Below are 18,750 nucleotides of genomic sequence, written 5' to 3'. Positions count from 1 at the left end.
GGAGATCGAGCGCATCAAGCCCATGAAGTCGCGGGCGACTACGCACGAGTCCCAGCGCGACACCTTGCGTCAGGAACGGCGCAACCTGTTGGCCGAGCTGTCTGATTTGCGTGCGCAACGCATACAGGCGTTGCAGAAGGCCGCGAAGAAGCTGAACAGGCGACTTGAGGGCAAGCTCAAGGTGGAGATCGTGCCGGAGGCTGACCGCACGCCCTTGATGACCTTCCTGCTGGGTTGCAAGCTGGACGGCGTTGGCGAAAAGCGGCTTGCGTTCATTGAGGAAGCTGAGACGATCAGCCCACTGTCGCTGGCCCAGTCGATTCAGAAAGGGTCTGCCGACGTACAACTCGATTGGGGCGTCACGCAGATGGTGGCCGACGCACTCACCAAGCTCCAGTCGTCTCAGCTCATGGAGTTGGAGGCCTTGGAGCTGGAGCATCGCGTGGACATCTTCTTGAATGTCGCGCACGGCCAAGCCGATGCGGTATTCCGGCCGCTCAACAAGCTCTCTACGGGCCAGCAGTGCACGGCAATCCTGCACATGCTGCTGCTTGAGAACGTTGATCCCCTTCTGATGGATCAGCCGGAGGACAACCTTGACAACGCCTTCATCGCAGATCGGATCGTCGCCGAATTGAGGGAGGCAAAGACCAGTCGGCAGTTCTTGTTCGCGACACACAACGCGAACATCCCGGTGTTCGGTGATGCCGAGTGGATTGGCGTGTTCACGGCCGCTGAGAACCAAGGGTGTCTCGGGCTGGAAGCACAAGGCTCGATTGACGTTCCCGTGATTCGGGATCAGGTGGCCAGCATTCTGGAAGGCGGGCGCGATGCCTTTATCCAGCGCAAAGAGAAGTACGAGTTCTGATGCCCTGCCCTACGCGCTGATAATCAAGGAGACTGCCTTGTAGCGGCGTTTTCCTCCCTGACAGCCCGCAGTCTTTCACCGCCTCGCCATGCGAGGCGGCTTTCTTGGTGCCTACGCTCCGTGACCGATGCGCTCCCACGCTTCCTTGAACGTCTCGTGCTCGTAGTCGGTCGGCTGTAGCCAGTAGGACACCCTGCCCTCTTTCTCGCCACGGTGTGCGCGCTCTGTCACCTCGGACGGCAGCATGATGTAGGCCGAGGGCGCGGTGGCCACCTTGTTCACGATGATCCAGAAGTCGCCCATCACCTTGTCGAGCGACGTGCCCAGCGGCACCGGGTTGCGCTTGCTCAGGGCCTTCACCTGCACACCCACGAACCGGGAGGCATCCCGGCTGTAGGCAATGATGTCTACCCCTCGCGCGTTGCGCGCCGTGGGCATGACGTTCCAGCCCATCAGCGAGAGCCGGTAGCAGCAGTAGTACAGACCGACGTTGCCGGTCAGTTGAGGGTCGAGGGTTGGATGCAGGCTCACGAGAACAGCTCGGAATGCGTCCCGCTGCGCACGAAAACGACCAAGCCGCTCTTGCCCGAGTCGTCGAGCGTGTAGATCAGGAGGAAGTCGCCGCCGACGTGGCACTCACGATGGCCTGCCCAGTCGCCCGTCAGGGCGTGATCGAGCCATTCAGGCGGCAGCGGCCCGTCGTTGGCGATCAGCAGCGTCATGGCCTCTTTCAGCCGGTTCATGTCGTACCGGCCGGAATGAGACAGGCGCTGCCAGTCCTTGAGGAAGTCCTTGGTGTAGTCCGACGCTCGGGGCAGGTTTGCCCGCTTACTTGCGGCTGGCTTCTTCGAGGTCATTCAGCAAGGCGTCGGCAGTTGCGAAGCGAGCGCGACGGCTCTTGATGATCTCGTTGGCCTCGGCGATGGCGACGCGGCTGGTGGCGTTCGGTGCCTTGAGCGCGAACGGCAGTTCCTTGTCGGCGACAACACGGGTCAGGAACACGCGGATCGCATCGGAGACGGTCAGGCCCATCGAGGCCAGCGTTTCCGCAGCCTGCGCCTTGACGTTTTCGTCCACGCGAACGTGAACCATAGTGGTGGTAGCAGCCATGACGGCCTCCTATTGCGACTGATTGAGATACATTGTATCGCACGCCGCCCACAATCGCAAGGTGACACCCCCCCCGGCGTCCCGTCTCTATGTATGTATATAGGTATATACATACCTATATAGACCGCGGCAGCAGCTTGGCGATGTTGCGCGCGTCGTCAAGGCCTCGGTGGTGCGCGCCATCGAGCGGCAGGCCCACCATCTGCAAGGCGCGGGCCATTCCCACTTCCTTGATCTTTCGGGCTTTTGCGAATCGGCGCTTGAGGTTGATATGCTCGAACGCTGCGAGCGGGCTGTCGATGCCGTGTCGCTCGCAGTCACGCGCAAGCTGCTTGGCGTCGAACTGGCCCCAACTGCCCCAAGTTGCGCCCGGAGCCTGATGGCGTTGCGCGAAGCTGGCCAGCCGTGCCGCGACCACTGGGAACAACTCGGCACCGTCCACGTCGGCTTGCTGGATGTTGGTGAGCTGCCGACAAAACGGAGTGAGCTGAGGGCGTACCACGGGGCGCACCAGCGCCTGAAACGTGTCGAGCACGGTGCCCTCAGCCGTGGCCCACACCGCGCCGATCTCGATGATCTCCATGTCAATTGCAGGGAGGCCATCGCCTTCGTCGCAGGTGGCCTCAAGGTCGATGACCAACACGGGCACGTTGGCCAGCAGCTCGGCGGCCGTCATGGCTGACCTCGCAGCAGCTCGGCCAAGCGCGACATCGCGGCCGGGTCAGAAAGGCCGCTGTCGGCCCGCGTGTGAACCAAGCGCGTGCGGTCAGCATCGTCCCAGCCGTCCGCGTCGTCGTCGATAGCTGCCCAGCGGCGCAGCCGGTGCAGCGTGACCCAGCGGCGCACCTGTTGGTAGCGGGTTGCGTCCTGCCAATACGAATACGGGAGTCCGTGCGAGAAAACGGGATCGGTCTGGATGCTGTGCCACGTCGAACCCACGACACGGCGGCGCAGCGACACAGGCAGAAAGTCGCGCACCTGCTCAAAGGGCAGGTGACGCGCCCAGCTCGTAGAAAGCACGATCTGGACGTGCGGGCGCTCGGCCAGCAGCTCGGCCAGTGGTTCGGCCCACATGAAGAGCGAACCGTCCCCGGCCAGCTCCGGGCCATGCTGTCCCATAACGGCCCGCGCCGGGTGCAACACGCCGTCGAAGTCCACGAAGAGAATCACGGCTTCACCTCGATCCCCAGCGAGTGCATGAAGGCCCGTTCGCTCGCCGACACGGCTTGCCAGTCAATCCGGGGCAGTGCCGCCTCGTAGATGTACCGGCAAGCTCTGCCGTCCAGCTTGCTTGCCTTGGTGCCACCTTGAGCCAACGAGGCCAGCACGGGGTAATCGGCCAGCCGGTAGAGGGTGTGCATAGTGGCGGGGTCGTTCATGGTTGCAAGCCCTCAGCGCGGCCGTCGCGGTGCCAACTCCCCATGACCCACTGTTGCCAGTCCCATGCCCACGCACACGGGCCTACATCGGGCATGGCCGGGGCGGCGCTACCACGTAGCGCCTGCTCGAACTGGTCGCGCCACGGCGCAGGGATGTCGGCTAGGGCAACAAAGGGGCCATCGGCCGCACTGCGGCGAACAGGAACGGCTGCAATCAGCTCGTCGCGGGTCATGGTGTGCCCCCGTGCATTCGCTTCAAGACCGGGGCGTAGATGTAGAGCGCCCGGTTGATGATGTCGCGATTGCTTGGCGTCAGCGCCCGGCGCTCACCAAGAACAATGTCCAACTCGCGCTCAAGCGCAGTGACGCGCTCAGGGTTCGGCCCCACCTTTTCCTGCTCGGCGTCGATCTCACAGTTCAAGTACCCGATGTACTCAGCCAGCGTTTCTGTGGCGGCTTCAAGGCGTGCCGTTTCGGCGACGGGAGACAAGGTGCTCATGGTGCGATCCCCGGCACTTTTCGCTGGGCAATGAATGCCTCCAGCGTGATCGCACCCGCTGGTGCGTGCTCCGCGCACCGGGTCATGTGCCAGAACTCATGCACCAGCGTCTGACCCGGCTTGCCGCACTGGTCACAGATGCGGGCAGACATGGCCTCTGCCATGTAGATCATTCCCCGCTGCGTTGGGTTAGCTTCACGCGGATAGAAGCACAGCGTGCCGAATTTCTCCTTGACTTGTTGGGCGACCACCTGCGGCGCTTTGTTGCGATCCGTCCAGAATTGCAGACGCTCGCAGAGGGTGTCGATCAGGTCAAACCAGCCATCACCACAAGCGATCCCCCAGCACATGCAGGTTTGCATCTGCGAAAGATGGCGCTCGGCAAAGATCAGCGGGTAGCGCTGGCACAGCAGCTCATCGAGTTCTTTTCTCATAACACTCCCTTGAGGGCATCGACTAGCGACTGCCCTCCCCTGCGATCCAGCCAGCGTGCCTGCATCCCGAAGGCCTGCGGCCCATCGAAGTCGCACCGCTTGCTGTCCCCCACGAAAACCGTCTCGGCCGGTGCGCAGCCCAACTCGGCGCACGCAAGGCGGTACATCGTCGGGTGCGGCTTGGCCACGCCCACCTCGTAGGACAGGACGTAGGCGTCCAGCTCGGGCACGAGGCCGCGCACGGCCGGGCCGTACTCGTAGGCGAGGTTCGAGCAGACGGCCAGTCGCAGGCCTGCGGCCCGCGCCTTGGTGAGCACTTCCGGCACCTCGGGAAACAGACGCAGACCGGACAGCTCTTCGGCTAAGTCGGGCAGGAGCACATCGAGCTTGTCCCCCGCGCCAATCTCGGTGGCGAGGGTCGCCAGCGGCACATTGCGGGTCAGGCAGGCGAGCCGATCCACCGGCCGCCCGTCCGCATCCACGAGGCCGCCATAGGGGGCCGTGCGCGTTGTGTAGCGGATCAGTGTGCCGAAGGCGTCGAAGATGATGGCTTTGGTTGTTCTCATATATGTATATACCTACCTATATACCTACTCGAACAACTCGCGCTCGAACTCGACGCCCGCCACCACCAGCGGCTCACCGCTGGGCCAGCGCTTGGGCGGCTGGTGATCGCTGATGACCTGCACGTCGGTGTCGTCGTTGACCACGGCCACGTCGGCGGCGTGCAAAGCGGCTTGCTTGCTCGCGCGCTCGAAGCGGCAGGTGTTGGGGTCGAATGTCCAATAGCGCATGTCAGCCTCCGTCGTTGGTCTGTGCTTTCTTTCTCTCGTGCTCGTCGAGCAGCCGTTGGTAGGACTCATAGGCGGGCGTGCCGGGTGGTGCGAAGTTCGGGAGCAAGGTGATCTCGCTTTCCTCTTCGATGACCGGCCGCCCTCTCACCGGCTCCGGCATCAGGCCCAGCTCGCTGGCAACCCGTATCAGCGCCCGGATTTCCTTGCGGATGGCGGCGACGTTTTCGGTGGTGGTGGTGGCGTAGCCCTTGGCCAGCCCAACCCGAGCCACCCGCGTGCTTTCGGCCAGCGTGTCCAGCTCGAACTGCGCCGCTGCCTTCAATTCCTCTTCGTCTTGACGGACACGCCACTCCCGCCACTCTTCGACTTCGGCCGGGGTGAGGATGGCCAGCGCATCGGCAGGCAGCTCGCGCGCTTCCCGGTCGAACTTCGCCACCACGCGCTGCACGTTCTTCCCCTCGGGAAAATCCGGCGTTACTTCGCGCACCCGGCGCAGGCACTGGACTCTGTGCCCCTCTCGGTAAGTGCCGTCCTTGTCGCGGTGCCGGATGATCTTGAACTGCATGGGTGCGTTCTCTTCTGCTTGTTGTTGCGTACAACTAAAACTATACGCGATGGCGCAAAAGTCTGCTACTATTCGCTTGTGGTCGGTAGGTATATACATACCTACTAGCCGGATGAAGGGCAGACCTTCGCGGGCGATGGCGAGCAGCTATGCTGCTGTAATCGGTAGGTATATACATAGATAGGAGCACCCATGATCTTCGCTTGTGTGAACACCAAGGGCGGCGTCGGCAAGACCACGACCGCCGTGCATCTGGCAGTGATGCTGGCCCGTCAGGGCAAGACGCTGCTCATCGACGGCGACCCGCAGGCCTCGGCCGCGAGTTGGGCCGCATGGCGTCGTGAGACGCAATACGACCCGTCGCCTACCACCACCTGCCTCGCTGGCAAGGCGATCCTCGCCGAAGGCAAGCAACTGGCCACCGGCTTTGAGCACGTTGTCGTCGATGCAGGCGGCCGTGATTCCGTGGGCCTGCGCTCCGCGCTGCTGCTGGCCCAGCGTGCCGTGATCCCGGTCGGTGCGTCCAATCTGGACGCAGCGGCCATGACTGACCTGCTCGAAGTCGTCGAGCTAGCCCGTGACTACAACCCTGACTTGGATGTGCGCGTGCTGCTGACCCGTGTCGATCCGCGCACCAAGGATGCGGCCGAGATGCTGGAATTCTTGGCCGAGCAGAAGCTGACTGTGCTGCCCACCAAGGTCTGCGAGCGCGTGGCCTTCCGTCGCGCCATCGGCGAGGGCGCGACCGTTCAGGAGCTGGGCCGCGATCAAGCCGCGATCAGCGAGATGGAAGCGTTCTTCCGTGAGGTGATGGCATGAAGGCAAAACCGGACATCGGCTTTGCCCAGCGCAAAGACCTGAACGAGTTTTTGGAGAGTGGCGCGGCTGACCGCGCTGAAAAGCCAGCGGCACCCGCCGCGCCTGCACCGGCAGCAACGCCGCCCGTGGTCGAGGAAGGCCCGCGCTACGGGCGTGCTCGGGTGCAAAAAATCTTCAACTTCCCAGAAGAGCTGGCTGATCGGCTGCGCGAAGAAGCCAGTGCGCGCTCCAAGCAGACCGGCCGCCGTGTCACCGAGAAGGACATCGTGGTCGAGGCGCTGGAAGCCTTCCTCAAGCGCTGATAGGTATGTATATACCTATCTATGTATATACATAACGATTTCGAGTATGGACTATAGTCCATACAAGTGACGACACCAACACCATGCAGCGACAAGCGCAACGAATTCTGATATTGTTGCGATTGGGCGCGGAATAGGGTATAAACGATGCTGACGACAACTGCTAGTGTGGTCGCGCCGAAGGTTTTGAAGGAACTCATCGCCGCTGGGTCGGTTTCCGCCGCCCGCGTGGAACCCGGTGACAAGGGCCTTCTGATTGTGGTGCGGGCCGGAATGAATGAGCGAGTGCTGGGTGCTGCCCGTGGCGGCCTCCGGTACTTCCAGAGTCTCGATGGCGCTGCAAGCGTTTTGCAGGGCTACGGGATCATGAAGTTTGATGTGAACACGGAGCACTGGGTGCCCAAGACGATGGTGCGCGGCTACAAGAGCGCGCCTGCGTCGGTGGATGCCGACGAGTGATCCGTGGTGACTACGAAGGAGAGAGCTGACCAGACAGCAAGAAACTGGACGATCAGAAACGACAAAGCCCGCTTTGGCGAGCGGGCTTTGACAGAGAAACCGGGCAGGGTGCCCAGACAAGTACAGAGGCCATCTTGGCGGGTGGTCTCCGTATCCTCGCAATGAAGCGACACAGAATGCTTCCATTGTACGTGTCTTAGCCCCTGCGCGCAAGCGTGCGCTCGTCCATACGGACGAGTGAAAAGGGGTTATGGGACAGACAGCAACAGCATCACACGATGACGACCGTGAAAGCGCAGTCCGCGAAAACACACTGAAATCGCGGTTTGATGAGCCTGCGTCGCCCATGAAGCGGGTGATGGAACAGGCTCCATACATTCCGCGCTGCTCGGACGACAAGACTGCGACCAAAAAGCGTCCGACCGTCTATGCGGTTCGCTGGCCCTACATGCAGGTCAACCGACCAGGCATGGTGTCATGGCTCGTTTTTGACTGTGACCATGCGGATGTTTTCCGCTGGGAAGCAGCCGGGCTGCCCCCTCCCAATCTCATCGTCACCAACCGGGAAGGCCGGGGCGACGGATTCCACCTGTTCTACGCGATCACGCCGGTCTGCACGACCGAGGCTGCGCGCTCGCGCCCACAGGACTACATGCGCGCCATCCGTGATCGGATGGTCGAGCTGCTGGGTGCTGACCCCAACTATCACGGCAGTGGCGTCACCAAGACGCCCGGCCATCCGTGGTGGCACACCATCGAGCTGCACGCACACGAGTATTCGCTGGGTGAGCTGAACGAGTATTTCGAGCTGCCCAAGAGGGAACGCCGCTTCGGCAAGGTGCCAGACCTGTCGCTGCACCATCACGCCCGGCACGCGACCATGTTCCACGAGCTGCGCTACTTTGCCTATTCCATCGTCGGCGGGATGCGGGAACAGAGCACCTACGACGCATTTTTCAACCGCCTGATGGCCGAGGCCCAGCGCCTCAACAACTATGGCAGCAAGCGCGGTTTCTTCGACTTCAAGCGCATGGTGCCGCACACCGATCTGCGCAGCTCACAGGTGCGCGCCACGGTGCGCAGCATCGCTAGGTGGACTTGGGATCGGTACACGGGCGACGGCCGCTGCCACCGGGGCGTCATGGCCCTCGACAAGTCGCTGCCGCTGCCTGATCGCCAGCGCCTCGCGGCCGAGCGCACCCACTCAGAACGCACCAAAAAGACCGGCGAGCGCGTCCTGATCGCTTGCCGCGTGCTGCGCCAGAAGGGCGAGCAGCTCACGCAGGTGGCCATCGCGGCGCTGACGCGCCTCTCACGCCAGACCGTGGCCAAGTACCAGCAACTGATCGACGAATTCGACTGGCTCGCACCAGAGGCCCCCGCGCCGAAGGAGGAGGCCGCTCGCCAGCCGGTGGTTGTTAAGTTTGCTGCATATCAGATGCCCGCCCCCCCGGCCGCCGCAGGCGAGTCCGGCATGGCTGGGGTTGACCGGCCTGTTCGGGGTGCTCGGTTGAGGCTTGTGGTCGGTCGTGCGCCGCCTGATCTCGATTCGAGCTGAGGTTTTGGTTTTGAGTAGCCCCAGCGATTTATTAATCGCGAGTAGCCGCAAGCCCCTCGTGGGCAACTCGTCAGAGTTGTCCATCAGGGGTGCGCAGGGCGAAGCCCGGAGGGTGTTCCGCCGCGCGTCAGCGCGGCCCCCCCGTCACTTTTCGGAGTGGCGGCCGTGTCGGTTGAATGGAGTTCGGAGGATGTAGCGTATGGCTCGAAGGTCTTTTGACGATGAAACGCTCGCATGGGTGCGAGAGATGCCGCTGTCGCAGGTGCTCGACAAGCTGCGCGACGATGGTCAGTTGTTCTGGCGTCGCGATCCTGACTTCGTGCCGGAGAAGGACAAGCGGACGGTGCGGCTGTTTTTGTCGTCGCCCTCGGGCTTCGCTTGGGAAATTCTGGTGACGGGCCTCAAGTGGTTTGACGTGCGCGCAGGGAAGGGTGGAGGTGGCGGCATCGACCTCGTGATGCACCTGCTGGGCATCGACTTCGTGAAGGCCGTCAAGCTGCTTTCGTCCGGTGCCGGTGTGGCTGGCCAGCGTCGTCCAGTTCGGCCGCAGTGAAATTCGGGCGGCTCGCTGCTGCGCATCGACCGGGCTCTCGTGCTTCGCATCGAGCCTCGTGCCGAGTCTCGACCCCTGCGGGCTTCGATCTTCCCTCCCTGTCGGTCGGCCTGCCGCTTTCGCCGTCCCGGCGACCAGAAACCTTGCCGGTTTCTGGACTTCCCGCGTCCGTACTTGCCGGACTGGCCGCAGGGGCAGGCCGGGGGGAAAGACAACCCCCACCTGCTCCCTGCTTGGAGGCTGGCGAAATCTGTCCTCGCCACAAGGGGCCGCTTCGCTTTCCGGCCCTCCCGTGTCCTCGCCTGCGGCTGCGGGCCGCGCCAGTCGGGCCTCCAACCCCTTGCAGCGATGCCAGCTTCCGCAAACAGCCAACAGCCGAACACCGGCCGGGTCGATGCCCGGCTAATGCCTTGTTGGTAGGTATATAGGTATATACATAGATACGCCGCAAGCAGCTTGTTGTGGTGCTCGGTGAGTCGTGACGCAAGGATGGTGGCTTGTTCAACGACCGGAGATCGACTCCATGCAGACCATCAACAAGACCCAGTACCACTGCGCCGAGCTGCGGCGCTCTGTGCCCTTGATCCAGCGCGTCGAGTGGGTGAGCGGGATTGGCCAAGACGATGCCGAGCCGGTTGTGCTCGCCGAGGCCTGCGCGCTGGCCAGCCGCTGCCCGAAGGTCGCGCACTGTCCGCTGACGGCCGAGGGGTAGGGCGGCTCGATGGCCGCCCCGGAAGCCCCAGCGATGAGCTGGGGCGACTGGCTTACTGCTTTAACAACAGGACGATGTGGTGCGTGATGCCCGTGGCGAGCAGCACGGCGTTCTCGTTGTTCCTGAACGGGTAGCCGTTGTGTTTGATGACGATGACCATCTGAACTTCCTCCTTTCTGGGGTCGATGAATGACCTCCACGTTTATTTATGCGTTTTCGCTGGCAAGCGATGAAAAAACGCCTCAGCGCGCCACCGACCGGGCCGTGGTCGAGCAGGCTGGCCAGCCGTCGCACACCTCAAAAAATCCTCTTTTATTTGTTAATTAGTTTGTTTGTTTCTTTGTTTGTTGTGCTATAATGCTGGCATGGCTGGTGAGGGGATTGGCCCCGAGCGCCACAGTGGAGATCGAAGACATGGACTTTTCCAAGATGACGCTGGCGGTGCAGATCGCCGAGGTGCTGAACTACGACGACCGAACCCCACCGAACTGGCATGGCCACATTGGTCATGCGGAGGTCGGCGCAAGCGGCTTGCTTATTACTCGAAGCTACGCCTCGCCGCGCGAGGGTGCTAACGAGGAGCGTTTGGTCATCTCGTTGGACGAGGGGAAGGTGCGTCTCAAAGGCTTTGATGAAGCCGGTCGGAAGGTGGACATCCAGTGCCCGCTGTCGATTGAGCAAGTCTTGGAGCGTGTGCTTGGTGCTGCCGTCAACGGTGTGCGCTCGGTGACAGGCTTTGTGACGGCTGTTCGTACCGGCAACCTCTTGCGCCAAGAAGAGGGCAGCGAACTGGTCTACGAGTTCTGACTAAGGGGGAGACACCATGCGTCCAGCCGAATTTCCAGCAGAAGCCATCATCGAAGCCGGTCAAGCCCTCCAAGCGGCGGGGCGGAACGTCACCGGGTTCGCGCTCCGGCAGAAGGTCGGCGGCGGCAACCCGACGCGGCTCAAGCAAGTTTGGGATGACCACTTGGCCAAGGTTCAGCCGGTCGTTGAGCTGCCGGTAGAGATTGCTGACGCGCTGGCTCAAGTCACCAAATCGTTGACAGAGCAGCTTGCGACGCTTGGCGCGGGGTTGTATGCCCGCGTCGATGAGGACGCTCAGCGCAAGATTGCAGTAGCCCAACGAGCCGCCGCCATCGAGGTGGATGCAGCCACTGACGAAGCTGATAGCTTCAAGGCTGAGCGTGATGACGCGCTGGCTGAGGTCGAGGCCTTGAAGGCGAAGCTCGCCGAGTCGCAGGCTCAAGCGCAGACGCAGGCGGTCGAGCTGGCCCAGTTGCGTGAGCGTTTGTCAGCATCTGGCACGGAACTGACCCACGCCCGTGAGGAACTCTCACAGGCCCGCGATCAGGCGGCAGAGGCCCGCGAAGAAGCTGCCCGCTTGCGCGGTCAGGTCGAGGCCATTGAGGGGCAGCGCGCCGAGCTGGTCAAGGTCTTGGCCGAGCGGCCGGGGGAGATGGGCGCAGGGAAGGGCACCAAGTGAGCACGCCGCGCAGGATCGCGGCGCTGATCGACGACCTGCGGCTGACCGCATCGAGCTTGCAGCAGGTCATCGACGGTTGCCAGATCGCCGGGCCGGGGGCCGAGCTGATCCAGCATTACCCCAAGATGCTGTGCGAGCTGGCCACGCGCTGGGAGAGCGAAGCCGAGCGGGTGGAGTGGCCCGAGGACTTGCCGCGTGAAGAAGTTTTCACACCGGCCGAGGTCGCTGCCATCGACGCCACCGAGGCCTTGCTGGGCAAGCTGCGCGGCGACGACTCAACCGGCGTGCGGCGGTAGGTCGAGAGGCTGCGGGCGAGACGGCGGGCAGTCTCCACGCTGAACGGCTCACCGATGACCACCACCCGCTTCTCGCCGAACTGCTCGCGGGCCGGTGCGCCCCATGCCGGTGGCACCAGACACACCACCGCCTCGCACTGGGCCAGCGTGCCGTTGTGCCGCAGTGCTGCAAACACACATCCCGCCTCGTAGCTGATCCAAAAGCGAAGATCACGGTCGCGCGGCGTGTCAGGCGTCAGCATCAGGCGCTCGCGCAGCTCGGACGGGTAGGCCTCGTAGACCTCAGCGGCCGACAGCTTCGCCGAGTGGAACACCGCCACGTTGATGTTCGGCCGGTTGGCGACGAAGGCCGCCAAGCTGTGGCGGGCTTCGGGCGTGGACAGAATGGAATCGTGCTCGATCAAGATCAGCATTGAAGGGCCTCCCCCAGTGAGTGACGGAGCGGGCGGCGCACACCACTGACCAGCTCCTCATTGCGAACAACACGCGCCAAAGCAGCTTGCAACCGTTGCGCGGCCTCATCGTCAAAACCATTCCGGCACAGGATCAGCGGCGCACCCGAGCGGTTCGCCTGCACGATGTAGCCCTGTGCATCCCAGTTCGGCACCACGGCCGCCCAGTAGAGCTGCCGCGTCCGGCGAAGCGTGCCGGTGATCTCGCGCTCCGGCTTCTCATCCGAGCGCACCGGCCGGTGCGCCACGTCGTTGATGCGGTCGCCCAGTTCGGGCACGAGGCCGCGCACGTCATCGACGGATCGCATCGACCCGATCCGCCACCGCGTCAGGACGAGATCCACTTGCGGGTAGGGCATTAGCACCTTGGCGAGCCGGGCAGCAGGCCCGATGTCGCCGATGGTCTGCCCATGCAGCAGCCGCTCGAAGTCGAAGAAGAGGATCATGGTCGCGTCCTCGGATGTCACTGAATCGAGCGCTGAACGTCTGCGCGCTGCGCGCGGTCGCGGGCAGCGTCCACTTGCTGCCGCTTCACAGCGAGCTTCTGGCTCGTGTAGAGCGCCAAAAGGGCTTCCATGCGCTCTTTCTTCTGCCGGATGGCTGCGTTGAGCTGAGCTGAAACACCCTGAGCGCGCAGGTAGTCCACCCACAGGGCGCGGCTGCTCACCTGCGTGATGGACTTGTTCCACTCGGAATCGGCGAAGCGGCGCATGGCTTCCGTGCTCATCATCTCGGCGGGCGACATGGTTTCAAAGTCACCAATGGGTGGGGAGGGCAGTGAGCCGTAGCCGTCTGCGTCGTTGAGCACGCTGGCAATCGAGGTCGCGCCCTTGGCTGTGGCCTGCAAGGCGTCCCCGTTGGCTGCGGCCACCTGCACCGGGTCGAACTGGGTGGTCGGTGGCACGCCCATCGGCGGGGCCGCGCCAAACAACTTGTTGTACTGCGCCATCGTGTCGCTGCCCAGCACGGGGTACAGGCCGTCGTTCTGGATGGGGAATGTCTTGCAGAAGTAGGGCGACGGGTCAGTGGCGTAATTGAACGCGCTGTTCTGTTTGGTGATGGCGTTGGGGAGCTGTGCCGGGTTGAACGTCGGGTTCTTGTTGGCGTCGGCCGAGAAGGTCTTGGCGCGGGCATCGTCCGAGTTCGGCACGCCATAAATGAAGTGCAAGTGGACTGCGCCCCCCGGTTTCATGCCGGTACTTCCAGCGCGGCCGATCTCTTGTCCGGCCTGCACCTTGTCGCCTTCCTTCACGCTGATGTAGGACAGGTGGTAGTACACGGCCGTCTGCCCGTTGTCGCGCTTGATGACCACGGTGTTGCCCGCGCTGCCGCGCAGCTTGGCCCACGTCACAGTGCCCGCCGAGGTGGCATAGAGCGGGGCGGTTTGTCCGCTGGTCGAGAAGTCGAGGCCATCGTGCATGTGCGGCTTGGCGTTGCCCGAGCCGAAGTTGGCGGCACCGCCTTCACGGAACTTGCCGAAGCGGCCGGAGACTTGCTCCTTCGAGGTGGGCGACACCATGCAGGTGTCAGCGAATGCGCTGCCGCTGATCGCCAGCGCAAGGGTCAGAACGAGCGGCTTGCGCATCTCTCTTCCTCAGTTGAAAAGACCAGCCGCCCAGCTCGTGAAGCTCTGGGGTTCGGTCGGTGTGGGTTGAGCCTGCTGGCTGGCCTGCGGCTGTGCCGAGGTCGCGGGCGCGGCTTGTGCGCCTTGCTGCGTGCCGCCGCTGCTGAACACGGTCTGGTTCGCGCCGAAGGTGTTGGCGTTGACGCTGTAGCTGGTCGCGGCCGAGGCGGGCTTGTAGCTGCTGCCGAGCTGGGGATCGAGCGTGCTCATCGAGCCGCCCACGGCGCTGTTGGCCATGCCGTTGATGTCGGTGAACTGCTGGCCCAAGGTGTTCCACTGCCCGATGGCTTGATTGATGGGCGACGTGACCATGCCGGACACCTTGCCCACGGTGCTGCACACCTTCTTCTGCGCGTATTTCAGAACCGCGTCCTGCGCCGAGGACAGGATCGAACCGAGCGAGGGAATCGAGAACGACAGGTCGATGATCTGGCTTACCGATGCGAAACACTGGTCGTTCACATCGAAGAGGCTTTCCACGTTGGGCGTGGCCGAGGCCATCTCGGTATGCACACCGATGGCGGTTTTGATGTTCGCGCCGATGCCCACATCGTCACAATTCTTGAGGTCATCGGCCAGCTTCTGGTTCATGGCGGCATCCACGGCCGCCAACGAGGCCGACACACCCGAGCTGGCACTACCGCTGCCGCCCGTTGAGAACATGGACGAGAACCAGTTGCCCCCGGTCTGGGACGCACCAGCGCTGGCGGCCAGCGCGAGAGACGCGCCCACCAGCACGCCGATGGCGGGCTTGGTGAGGGCTTTATTCATGGCCACCGCCCCGGATGCAAGCAAGCTGGACGGTGCCGGGTTGCGGCTCGCTGGCTTCGACGATGCCGCCCTTGACCTTGCGCACAAATCGCGGCCCGTCTTTCTTGAGGACTGCGGCTTTCGCCACTTCGGCCAGCTTCGCGCCGACCGGCTGGACGGTGTACGAGCTGCCTTCCTCTTCGTCGCCGTGGAAGATCGAGATGGCCGACACCTTGAGCGAGCCGAACACGGTCAGCACCTCGGGCAGCTTGTGGTCGCCATCGAGCTGCCGGTTTGTCAGGCCGAAGGTGCCCAGCACCGACGCCACGGGGGGCAGCGGTTCGCGACACTCGATGGCGGCGCGCAGGATTGCCGAGGCCTTGGCCCAGTCCCCCGCTGCGGGGGCGTTCGCATCGCGCAGGGCGGCGGGCATTTGCGCGCTGGCCAGCGAGGCGGCCAGCAGCAGGGCGGAAGCGATCAGGGTGCGGGTGGATTTCATGGTGCGCGGGCCTTTCAAGCAGCTTGATAAGACAGGGGTACGCGGTCGCGGCCGAGGACGACAGAGGCGAACTCGCGCAGGCCCGGCAGATCGCCGAAGGTGCTGGCGATCCCGCCCGGAGAGGTTAGAACCCAGCGGTCGGTGCTGCCTGCGAGCGTGGCGTGCAGCTCGAAGCCGTCATCGGTCGCCACGATTCGGGCAGTGCGGACAGCGGAGGGGGTGACGCGGCGCACCCGGCTGTTGAGCTGGGTGGCACGCAGGAAGGTGATCGAGGGACGGCGCATGGGTGACTCCTTACGGGGTAGGGGTGGACTCAGTGGCTTGCAGGCAGGCCCGGCGCGACTCATCGACGAGACGCATGACCACGGACAGACCGGCGAGCTGGGGGTTGTTGTGTGGCGCAGTGCGGATCAGGCCTTTGGCCATCGCCTTGTCGAGCCGGTCGGCGTACTTCACGGCGAAACTGACCTTGGCCGCGTCGTCGGCTTGCAGGAGTGCATCCGCAGCGGCGGCCAGAATCTGGGCCATGCCTTGCACCATCTCGTTCGCGGCAGCGAGTTGCGGCTGCACCTCGTTGAGTGCAGCCTGACGGCCTTCTGCGACACCCTGCTGGTAGCCTTCAGAACGACCTTGCCGCAACCCTTGATGGCGTCCTTGGGTATGGCCCTCGTCGTATCCGATGCTGCGCTCGGCCAAGGTGGCGGCTTGCGAACTCCAATAGTCTTCCGGCATGGTTCAGTCCTCCTTGTTTGGGCGCTGTTCACCAGCGCTGATAGGTTGATCGGCTGATTGCGCAGCCTCGTCACTCGGAGAGGGCGAGGTGTCTTTGAGCGCCGCAATTCGGGCGTCAGCACCCTCCCGGAAGGCTGCGACACCCTCCCGTCCAACCATCGGAGCGGTGCGGGCTAGGGCTTCGGCTGCACCTGCTGCTGCTGCAATCGAACCGGCAACGAGGCCACCAACCGGGCCGCTGCCGTTGCGCATGGCTTCACCACCGCGCTGACCACCAGACTTGGCGGCATCTACTGCACCCAGCACAGCGTGACCAGCCGCTACCCCTACCCCGTCCGAAATCTTGTCCATGAGTCGGCGTCTTGGGGCTTCACTCTCTTGAGTGGGTGGCGAGCTTCCTGCATTGAGCGGTGCAGCATTCGACGGCCCAGAACTTGGCTGTGCGGTAGGAGTGAGGCTGCGGCTGGAAATGCCCTGACTCCCATTGGCTCCAACACTCTCGGCAGCATCGAGGGGCGGTGCAACGCCTTGTGCTCCAGCGTTGACAGGTGTTGAGCCACCACCACGAGGACGACCACCGCTTGGCCCGCCACTCGGGCCGTCGCCGGGCAGTTGCCCACGCGAGCCACCGCGACCACCACGCGATTGGCTTTCAGCCAACCGCTCAAGCGCAGCTTTACCAGATGCGTGGCCCTGACGGCTGACAGCGGCACGCATTTCGTTGGTCGCGCTGGTTGCCCCCAAGTCATGCACGCCGACGTTGAGCCATGCGAGGACTTTGTCCGGCAGCATCTGGGGCAGGCCGAAGACCATGGTGAGTACGGCACCCAGCAGGAAGCCAAAGGTCGCGTACCACGCGAAGAACTGCCAAAACTGAGCGAGTACACCGGGCCATCCGGTAGATGCAGCGACGTCACCCCTCATCGCGAAGAATGCCTTGGCGGTGTAATCAACGAGGGGGTCTGCGACGAGGAAGGCTGCAAACAACCCAATCACAGCCAATGCCGGGCGAACAAAGAGCGCCATGAGCAGCAAGTAGCCTTGCGCCTCCGAGCCAACGAAGGTCTGGCTCGGGCGCATGTGCATGATTGCCCACAAGGGCGCTGCAATCACGGTCTGAACCACACCCAGCACCCAGCCCACGACCGTAATCATGAAGATGGTGTACGGGAGGCTCGGAATCGCGACACCAAAGTAGTACGCGAGATAGCCGACGTATTGGGCCATCTTGGCAATGATCGGCACGGGGACTTGGAGCGCCCAGTCCCAAATGTCCGACACGATGCCGTGCATATCGACACCGGCCAGCTTGGTTACGCCAAGCCCATTGCTGACTACACGAACCCCAGTGATTGAAGTTTTGATCGTGAACTCGGTCGCCCAAAGCATTGCTTGATACGAGTACAGCAAGTCACCCGTCATCTTCATCCGCGAGACGGCATCGACCCCCGATCCACTGCCAATGGTGAAGTCTGTGGCCTTCTGCATCATGCCGTTGATGAGCAGCGTTGCCTTTGTGCTCATGTCGGCATCGAGCGCGCCGACATTGATGTCCGCATTGCCATCCGTTGGCAACATGCTGGCGATGTCTTGGGGCTTGACTGCGGTTGACCCGTCGTAGCCCTTCCCAGCTTCTTCGGACTTCTTGGAGATGGTTTCAGCGACGGTGGTGACGCTGTACTTCAACAGCTTGGAGCGCGCATCGTCTGGCAGGCCAGCGAGGGATGGTGTGGTAGCAGCACCGACAGACTCCCCCGTGATCGCGCTCACTTTGGAGCGCAGCAAACCCACCCTCTGATACCAGCCACCGGCCATCGCCCATCCCCCCTTCGTCATCTCATCGACGAAGGCGGTTACACCCACATTCACTGAGCCTTCGCTGGTCGTTACGCTGTTTGCGATGGCTGCTGCGACCTGATCCTCACGGTTCTTCACGATGGTGTTGAACTGCGCAGACTGCACGTTCTCCCAGCCGGGCTGATTGATGTCGCTGGGCATCGTGTTCACCCAGTTGTCGATGTCTAGCATCAGCCCGGTAGCGGCTTGGAGCTTCTGGGCCATCAACGCTGCGCGCATGTTGTCCAGCGCTGCCTGCGTGCCCGAGGTGTCGCTGTAGCTGCCAGATGGCGCGTAGGCCGTCAGCGTCACCGTGCCGCAGATCGGCTCGCCGCCGCCCAGATTGGTGGCGGCATTTCTGTCTTTGATGAAGAAGGTGTAGTCGGTACGGGTTCCGGTGACGACTTGCTTGTCGGCTGAGGCTGAATTCGCCATCACTGAGGGATTGCCCGCCGCGTCGGCGTAGATGGTGTTGGCCGCGCGGGCGCAGTAAGACGCAGCGAGGTACTGCTTGGCGAAGTCACGCAGGCCGAAGTAGGTGCCCGTCTGGTAGGAGGTGGAAACGATGCCATCGGGCTTAAACACTCCCATCGTCATGCCCAGCTTATTGATGCCGCTGGCGAAGCCGATGCTCCACAGCGAGATCATCAGAACGAGCATCTGGATGAACGAGTAGCCGCTGGTAGACGGCAGGAGTACCGCTCCACCAGCCACGATCCGCACGGGCGTCCAGACCGTGCTCCACGCCTTGCCCATCGCCTCGCCGTCATTGGCCGTGTTGACTGCGCCCATCACGGCCACGTAGGACACGATGATCGATCCAACAACAAGGACGCCGCTGTTGAAGAAGCTGAAAAGAGTCCCCAGCAAGCTGCTTGCTGCCGAGACAGTGTTTGGGTCTGCCCCCGTCACCAGCACGTCGATGATGGGGCCAAAGATGTGACCAAGGATGCCGACCGTCACGTCGTCCTGCGGTGGTGAAAAAGGCATCTGGGCCATGTGTCCGACTCCGATCAGTTCTTT

General features: G+C 63.1%; 27 protein-coding genes and 1 pseudogene. 9 read left to right on the top strand and 19 right to left on the bottom strand.

Annotated features, from left to right (window positions below):
- Positions 1-868: pseudogene (locus KKQ75_RS13005) on the top strand (ATPase); the annotation flags it as partial.
- Between the two features lie 111 nt (positions 869-979).
- On the opposite strand, the gene KKQ75_RS13000 reads toward KKQ75_RS13005, so the two are convergent.
- From KKQ75_RS13000 to KKQ75_RS12950, 11 genes are all read right to left on the bottom strand, one after another.
- Entirely contained in the window at positions 980-1,399 is a 420-nt protein-coding gene (locus tag KKQ75_RS13000; RefSeq protein WP_213362870.1) for a hypothetical protein, read from the bottom strand.
- Positions 1,396-1,725 carry a type II toxin-antitoxin system YafQ family toxin gene (locus KKQ75_RS12995; RefSeq protein ID WP_013124610.1) on the bottom strand — a complete coding sequence of 110 codons (330 nt, stop codon included), beginning with the start codon at positions 1,723-1,725 and terminating at the stop codon, positions 1,396-1,398. The genes KKQ75_RS13000 and KKQ75_RS12995 overlap by 4 nt, the downstream gene beginning before the upstream one ends.
- Positions 1,697-1,978, bottom strand: coding sequence for a type II toxin-antitoxin system RelB/DinJ family antitoxin (locus KKQ75_RS12990; RefSeq protein WP_013124611.1), 282 nt, complete (start codon positions 1,976-1,978; stop codon positions 1,697-1,699). The genes KKQ75_RS12995 and KKQ75_RS12990 overlap by 29 nt, the downstream gene beginning before the upstream one ends.
- Before the next feature lie 115 nt (positions 1,979-2,093).
- On the bottom strand, positions 2,094-2,654 hold the full coding sequence (locus tag KKQ75_RS12985; protein ID WP_213362869.1) for a 3'-5' exonuclease: 561 nt from the start codon (positions 2,652-2,654) through the stop codon (positions 2,094-2,096).
- Positions 2,651-3,148, bottom strand: coding sequence for an HAD domain-containing protein (locus KKQ75_RS12980; RefSeq protein ID WP_213362868.1), 498 nt, complete (start codon positions 3,146-3,148; stop codon positions 2,651-2,653). The genes KKQ75_RS12985 and KKQ75_RS12980 overlap by 4 nt, the downstream gene beginning before the upstream one ends.
- Positions 3,145-3,357, bottom strand: coding sequence for a hypothetical protein (locus KKQ75_RS12975; RefSeq protein WP_213362867.1), 213 nt, complete (start codon positions 3,355-3,357; stop codon positions 3,145-3,147). Before KKQ75_RS12975 ends, KKQ75_RS12980 begins: the two co-directional genes overlap by 4 nt.
- A gap of 229 nt (positions 3,358-3,586) precedes the next feature.
- Positions 3,587-3,856, bottom strand: coding sequence for a hypothetical protein (locus tag KKQ75_RS12970; protein ID WP_213362866.1), 270 nt, complete (start codon positions 3,854-3,856; stop codon positions 3,587-3,589).
- Positions 3,853-4,290 (bottom strand): hypothetical protein, encoded by a 438-nt coding sequence (locus KKQ75_RS12965; RefSeq protein ID WP_213362865.1) that lies wholly within the window; start codon positions 4,288-4,290, stop codon positions 3,853-3,855. Before KKQ75_RS12965 ends, KKQ75_RS12970 begins: the two co-directional genes overlap by 4 nt.
- On the bottom strand, positions 4,287-4,856 hold the full coding sequence (locus KKQ75_RS12960; protein ID WP_213362864.1) for an HAD family hydrolase: 570 nt from the start codon (positions 4,854-4,856) through the stop codon (positions 4,287-4,289). The genes KKQ75_RS12965 and KKQ75_RS12960 overlap by 4 nt, the downstream gene beginning before the upstream one ends.
- Before the next feature lie 24 nt (positions 4,857-4,880).
- Positions 4,881-5,084, bottom strand: a complete 204-nt coding sequence (locus KKQ75_RS12955) for a hypothetical protein (protein ID WP_136774625.1) — start codon at positions 5,082-5,084, stop codon at positions 4,881-4,883.
- 1 nt (position 5,085) lies between these two features.
- The gene (locus KKQ75_RS12950) at positions 5,086-5,649 is read right to left on the bottom strand and encodes a hypothetical protein (RefSeq protein WP_213362862.1); all 564 of its coding nucleotides are present in this window, start codon (positions 5,647-5,649) and stop codon (positions 5,086-5,088) included.
- Positions 5,650-5,841: 192 nt separating this feature from the next.
- Here KKQ75_RS12950 and KKQ75_RS12945 point away from each other — a divergent pair, with 192 nt between their 5' ends.
- From KKQ75_RS12945 to KKQ75_RS12910, 8 genes are all read left to right on the top strand, one after another.
- Positions 5,842-6,468, top strand: a complete 627-nt coding sequence (locus KKQ75_RS12945; protein ID WP_213362860.1) for a ParA family protein — start codon at positions 5,842-5,844, stop codon at positions 6,466-6,468.
- On the top strand, positions 6,465-6,770 hold the full coding sequence (locus tag KKQ75_RS12940) for a hypothetical protein (RefSeq protein ID WP_079437282.1): 306 nt from the start codon (positions 6,465-6,467) through the stop codon (positions 6,768-6,770). Before KKQ75_RS12945 ends, KKQ75_RS12940 begins: the two co-directional genes overlap by 4 nt.
- Before the next feature lie 147 nt (positions 6,771-6,917).
- Complete coding sequence (parC, locus tag KKQ75_RS12935) at positions 6,918-7,229, top strand: ParC family partition-associated protein (protein WP_079437284.1); 312 nt, start codon at positions 6,918-6,920, stop codon at positions 7,227-7,229.
- A 358-nt stretch (positions 7,230-7,587) separates the two neighbouring features.
- The gene (locus KKQ75_RS12930; RefSeq protein ID WP_250131147.1) at positions 7,588-8,787 is read left to right on the top strand and encodes a replication initiation protein; all 1,200 of its coding nucleotides are present in this window, start codon (positions 7,588-7,590) and stop codon (positions 8,785-8,787) included.
- 247 nt (positions 8,788-9,034) lie between these two features.
- Positions 9,035-9,340 (top strand): hypothetical protein, encoded by a 306-nt coding sequence (locus KKQ75_RS12925; RefSeq protein WP_250131146.1) that lies wholly within the window; start codon positions 9,035-9,037, stop codon positions 9,338-9,340.
- Positions 9,341-9,863: 523 nt separating this feature from the next.
- Positions 9,864-10,052, top strand: a complete 189-nt coding sequence (locus tag KKQ75_RS12920; RefSeq protein WP_213362856.1) for a hypothetical protein — start codon at positions 9,864-9,866, stop codon at positions 10,050-10,052.
- A 414-nt stretch (positions 10,053-10,466) separates the two neighbouring features.
- Positions 10,467-10,859, top strand: a complete 393-nt coding sequence (locus KKQ75_RS12915; protein ID WP_213362855.1) for a hypothetical protein — start codon at positions 10,467-10,469, stop codon at positions 10,857-10,859.
- A gap of 16 nt (positions 10,860-10,875) precedes the next feature.
- Positions 10,876-11,538, top strand: a complete 663-nt coding sequence (locus tag KKQ75_RS12910; protein WP_213362854.1) for a DNA-binding protein — start codon at positions 10,876-10,878, stop codon at positions 11,536-11,538.
- A 115-nt stretch (positions 11,539-11,653) separates the two neighbouring features.
- Here KKQ75_RS12910 and KKQ75_RS12905 read toward each other — a convergent pair whose 3' ends face one another.
- Genes KKQ75_RS12905 through KKQ75_RS12870 form a run of 8 tightly spaced genes read right to left on the bottom strand, consistent with a single transcriptional unit; the run spans position 11,654 to position 18,726 of the window.
- Positions 11,654-12,247: a hypothetical protein gene (locus tag KKQ75_RS12905; protein ID WP_213362853.1), complete on the bottom strand. Its 594-nt coding sequence runs from the start codon at positions 12,245-12,247 to the stop codon at positions 11,654-11,656.
- The gene (locus tag KKQ75_RS12900; protein ID WP_213362852.1) at positions 12,241-12,732 is read right to left on the bottom strand and encodes a hypothetical protein; all 492 of its coding nucleotides are present in this window, start codon (positions 12,730-12,732) and stop codon (positions 12,241-12,243) included. Before KKQ75_RS12900 ends, KKQ75_RS12905 begins: the two co-directional genes overlap by 7 nt.
- 17 nt (positions 12,733-12,749) lie before the next feature.
- Positions 12,750-13,871 (bottom strand): M23 family metallopeptidase, encoded by a 1,122-nt coding sequence (locus tag KKQ75_RS12895; protein ID WP_213362851.1) that lies wholly within the window; start codon positions 13,869-13,871, stop codon positions 12,750-12,752.
- 9 nt (positions 13,872-13,880) lie between these two features.
- Positions 13,881-14,681 carry a hypothetical protein gene (locus tag KKQ75_RS12890; protein ID WP_213362849.1) on the bottom strand — a complete coding sequence of 267 codons (801 nt, stop codon included), beginning with the start codon at positions 14,679-14,681 and terminating at the stop codon, positions 13,881-13,883.
- Positions 14,674-15,159 (bottom strand): hypothetical protein, encoded by a 486-nt coding sequence (locus tag KKQ75_RS12885; protein WP_213362848.1) that lies wholly within the window; start codon positions 15,157-15,159, stop codon positions 14,674-14,676. Before KKQ75_RS12885 ends, KKQ75_RS12890 begins: the two co-directional genes overlap by 8 nt.
- A gap of 14 nt (positions 15,160-15,173) precedes the next feature.
- Positions 15,174-15,443 (bottom strand): hypothetical protein, encoded by a 270-nt coding sequence (locus KKQ75_RS12880; protein ID WP_055311973.1) that lies wholly within the window; start codon positions 15,441-15,443, stop codon positions 15,174-15,176.
- Positions 15,444-15,453: 10 nt separating this feature from the next.
- Positions 15,454-15,891, bottom strand: coding sequence for a hypothetical protein (locus KKQ75_RS12875; protein ID WP_213362847.1), 438 nt, complete (start codon positions 15,889-15,891; stop codon positions 15,454-15,456).
- Positions 15,892-15,894: 3 nt separating this feature from the next.
- Positions 15,895-18,726, bottom strand: coding sequence for a DotA/TraY family protein (locus KKQ75_RS12870; RefSeq protein ID WP_213362846.1), 2,832 nt, complete (start codon positions 18,724-18,726; stop codon positions 15,895-15,897).
- Between the last annotated feature and the right edge of the window lie 24 nt (positions 18,727-18,750).

The sequence above is a fragment of the Brachymonas denitrificans genome (assembly GCF_907163135.1).
GTDB classification, from domain to species: domain Bacteria; phylum Pseudomonadota; class Gammaproteobacteria; order Burkholderiales; family Burkholderiaceae_C; genus Brachymonas; species Brachymonas denitrificans_A.
Note: the sequence above shows the minus strand (reverse complement) of the source record. Positions and strands in the feature narration are given on the sequence as shown.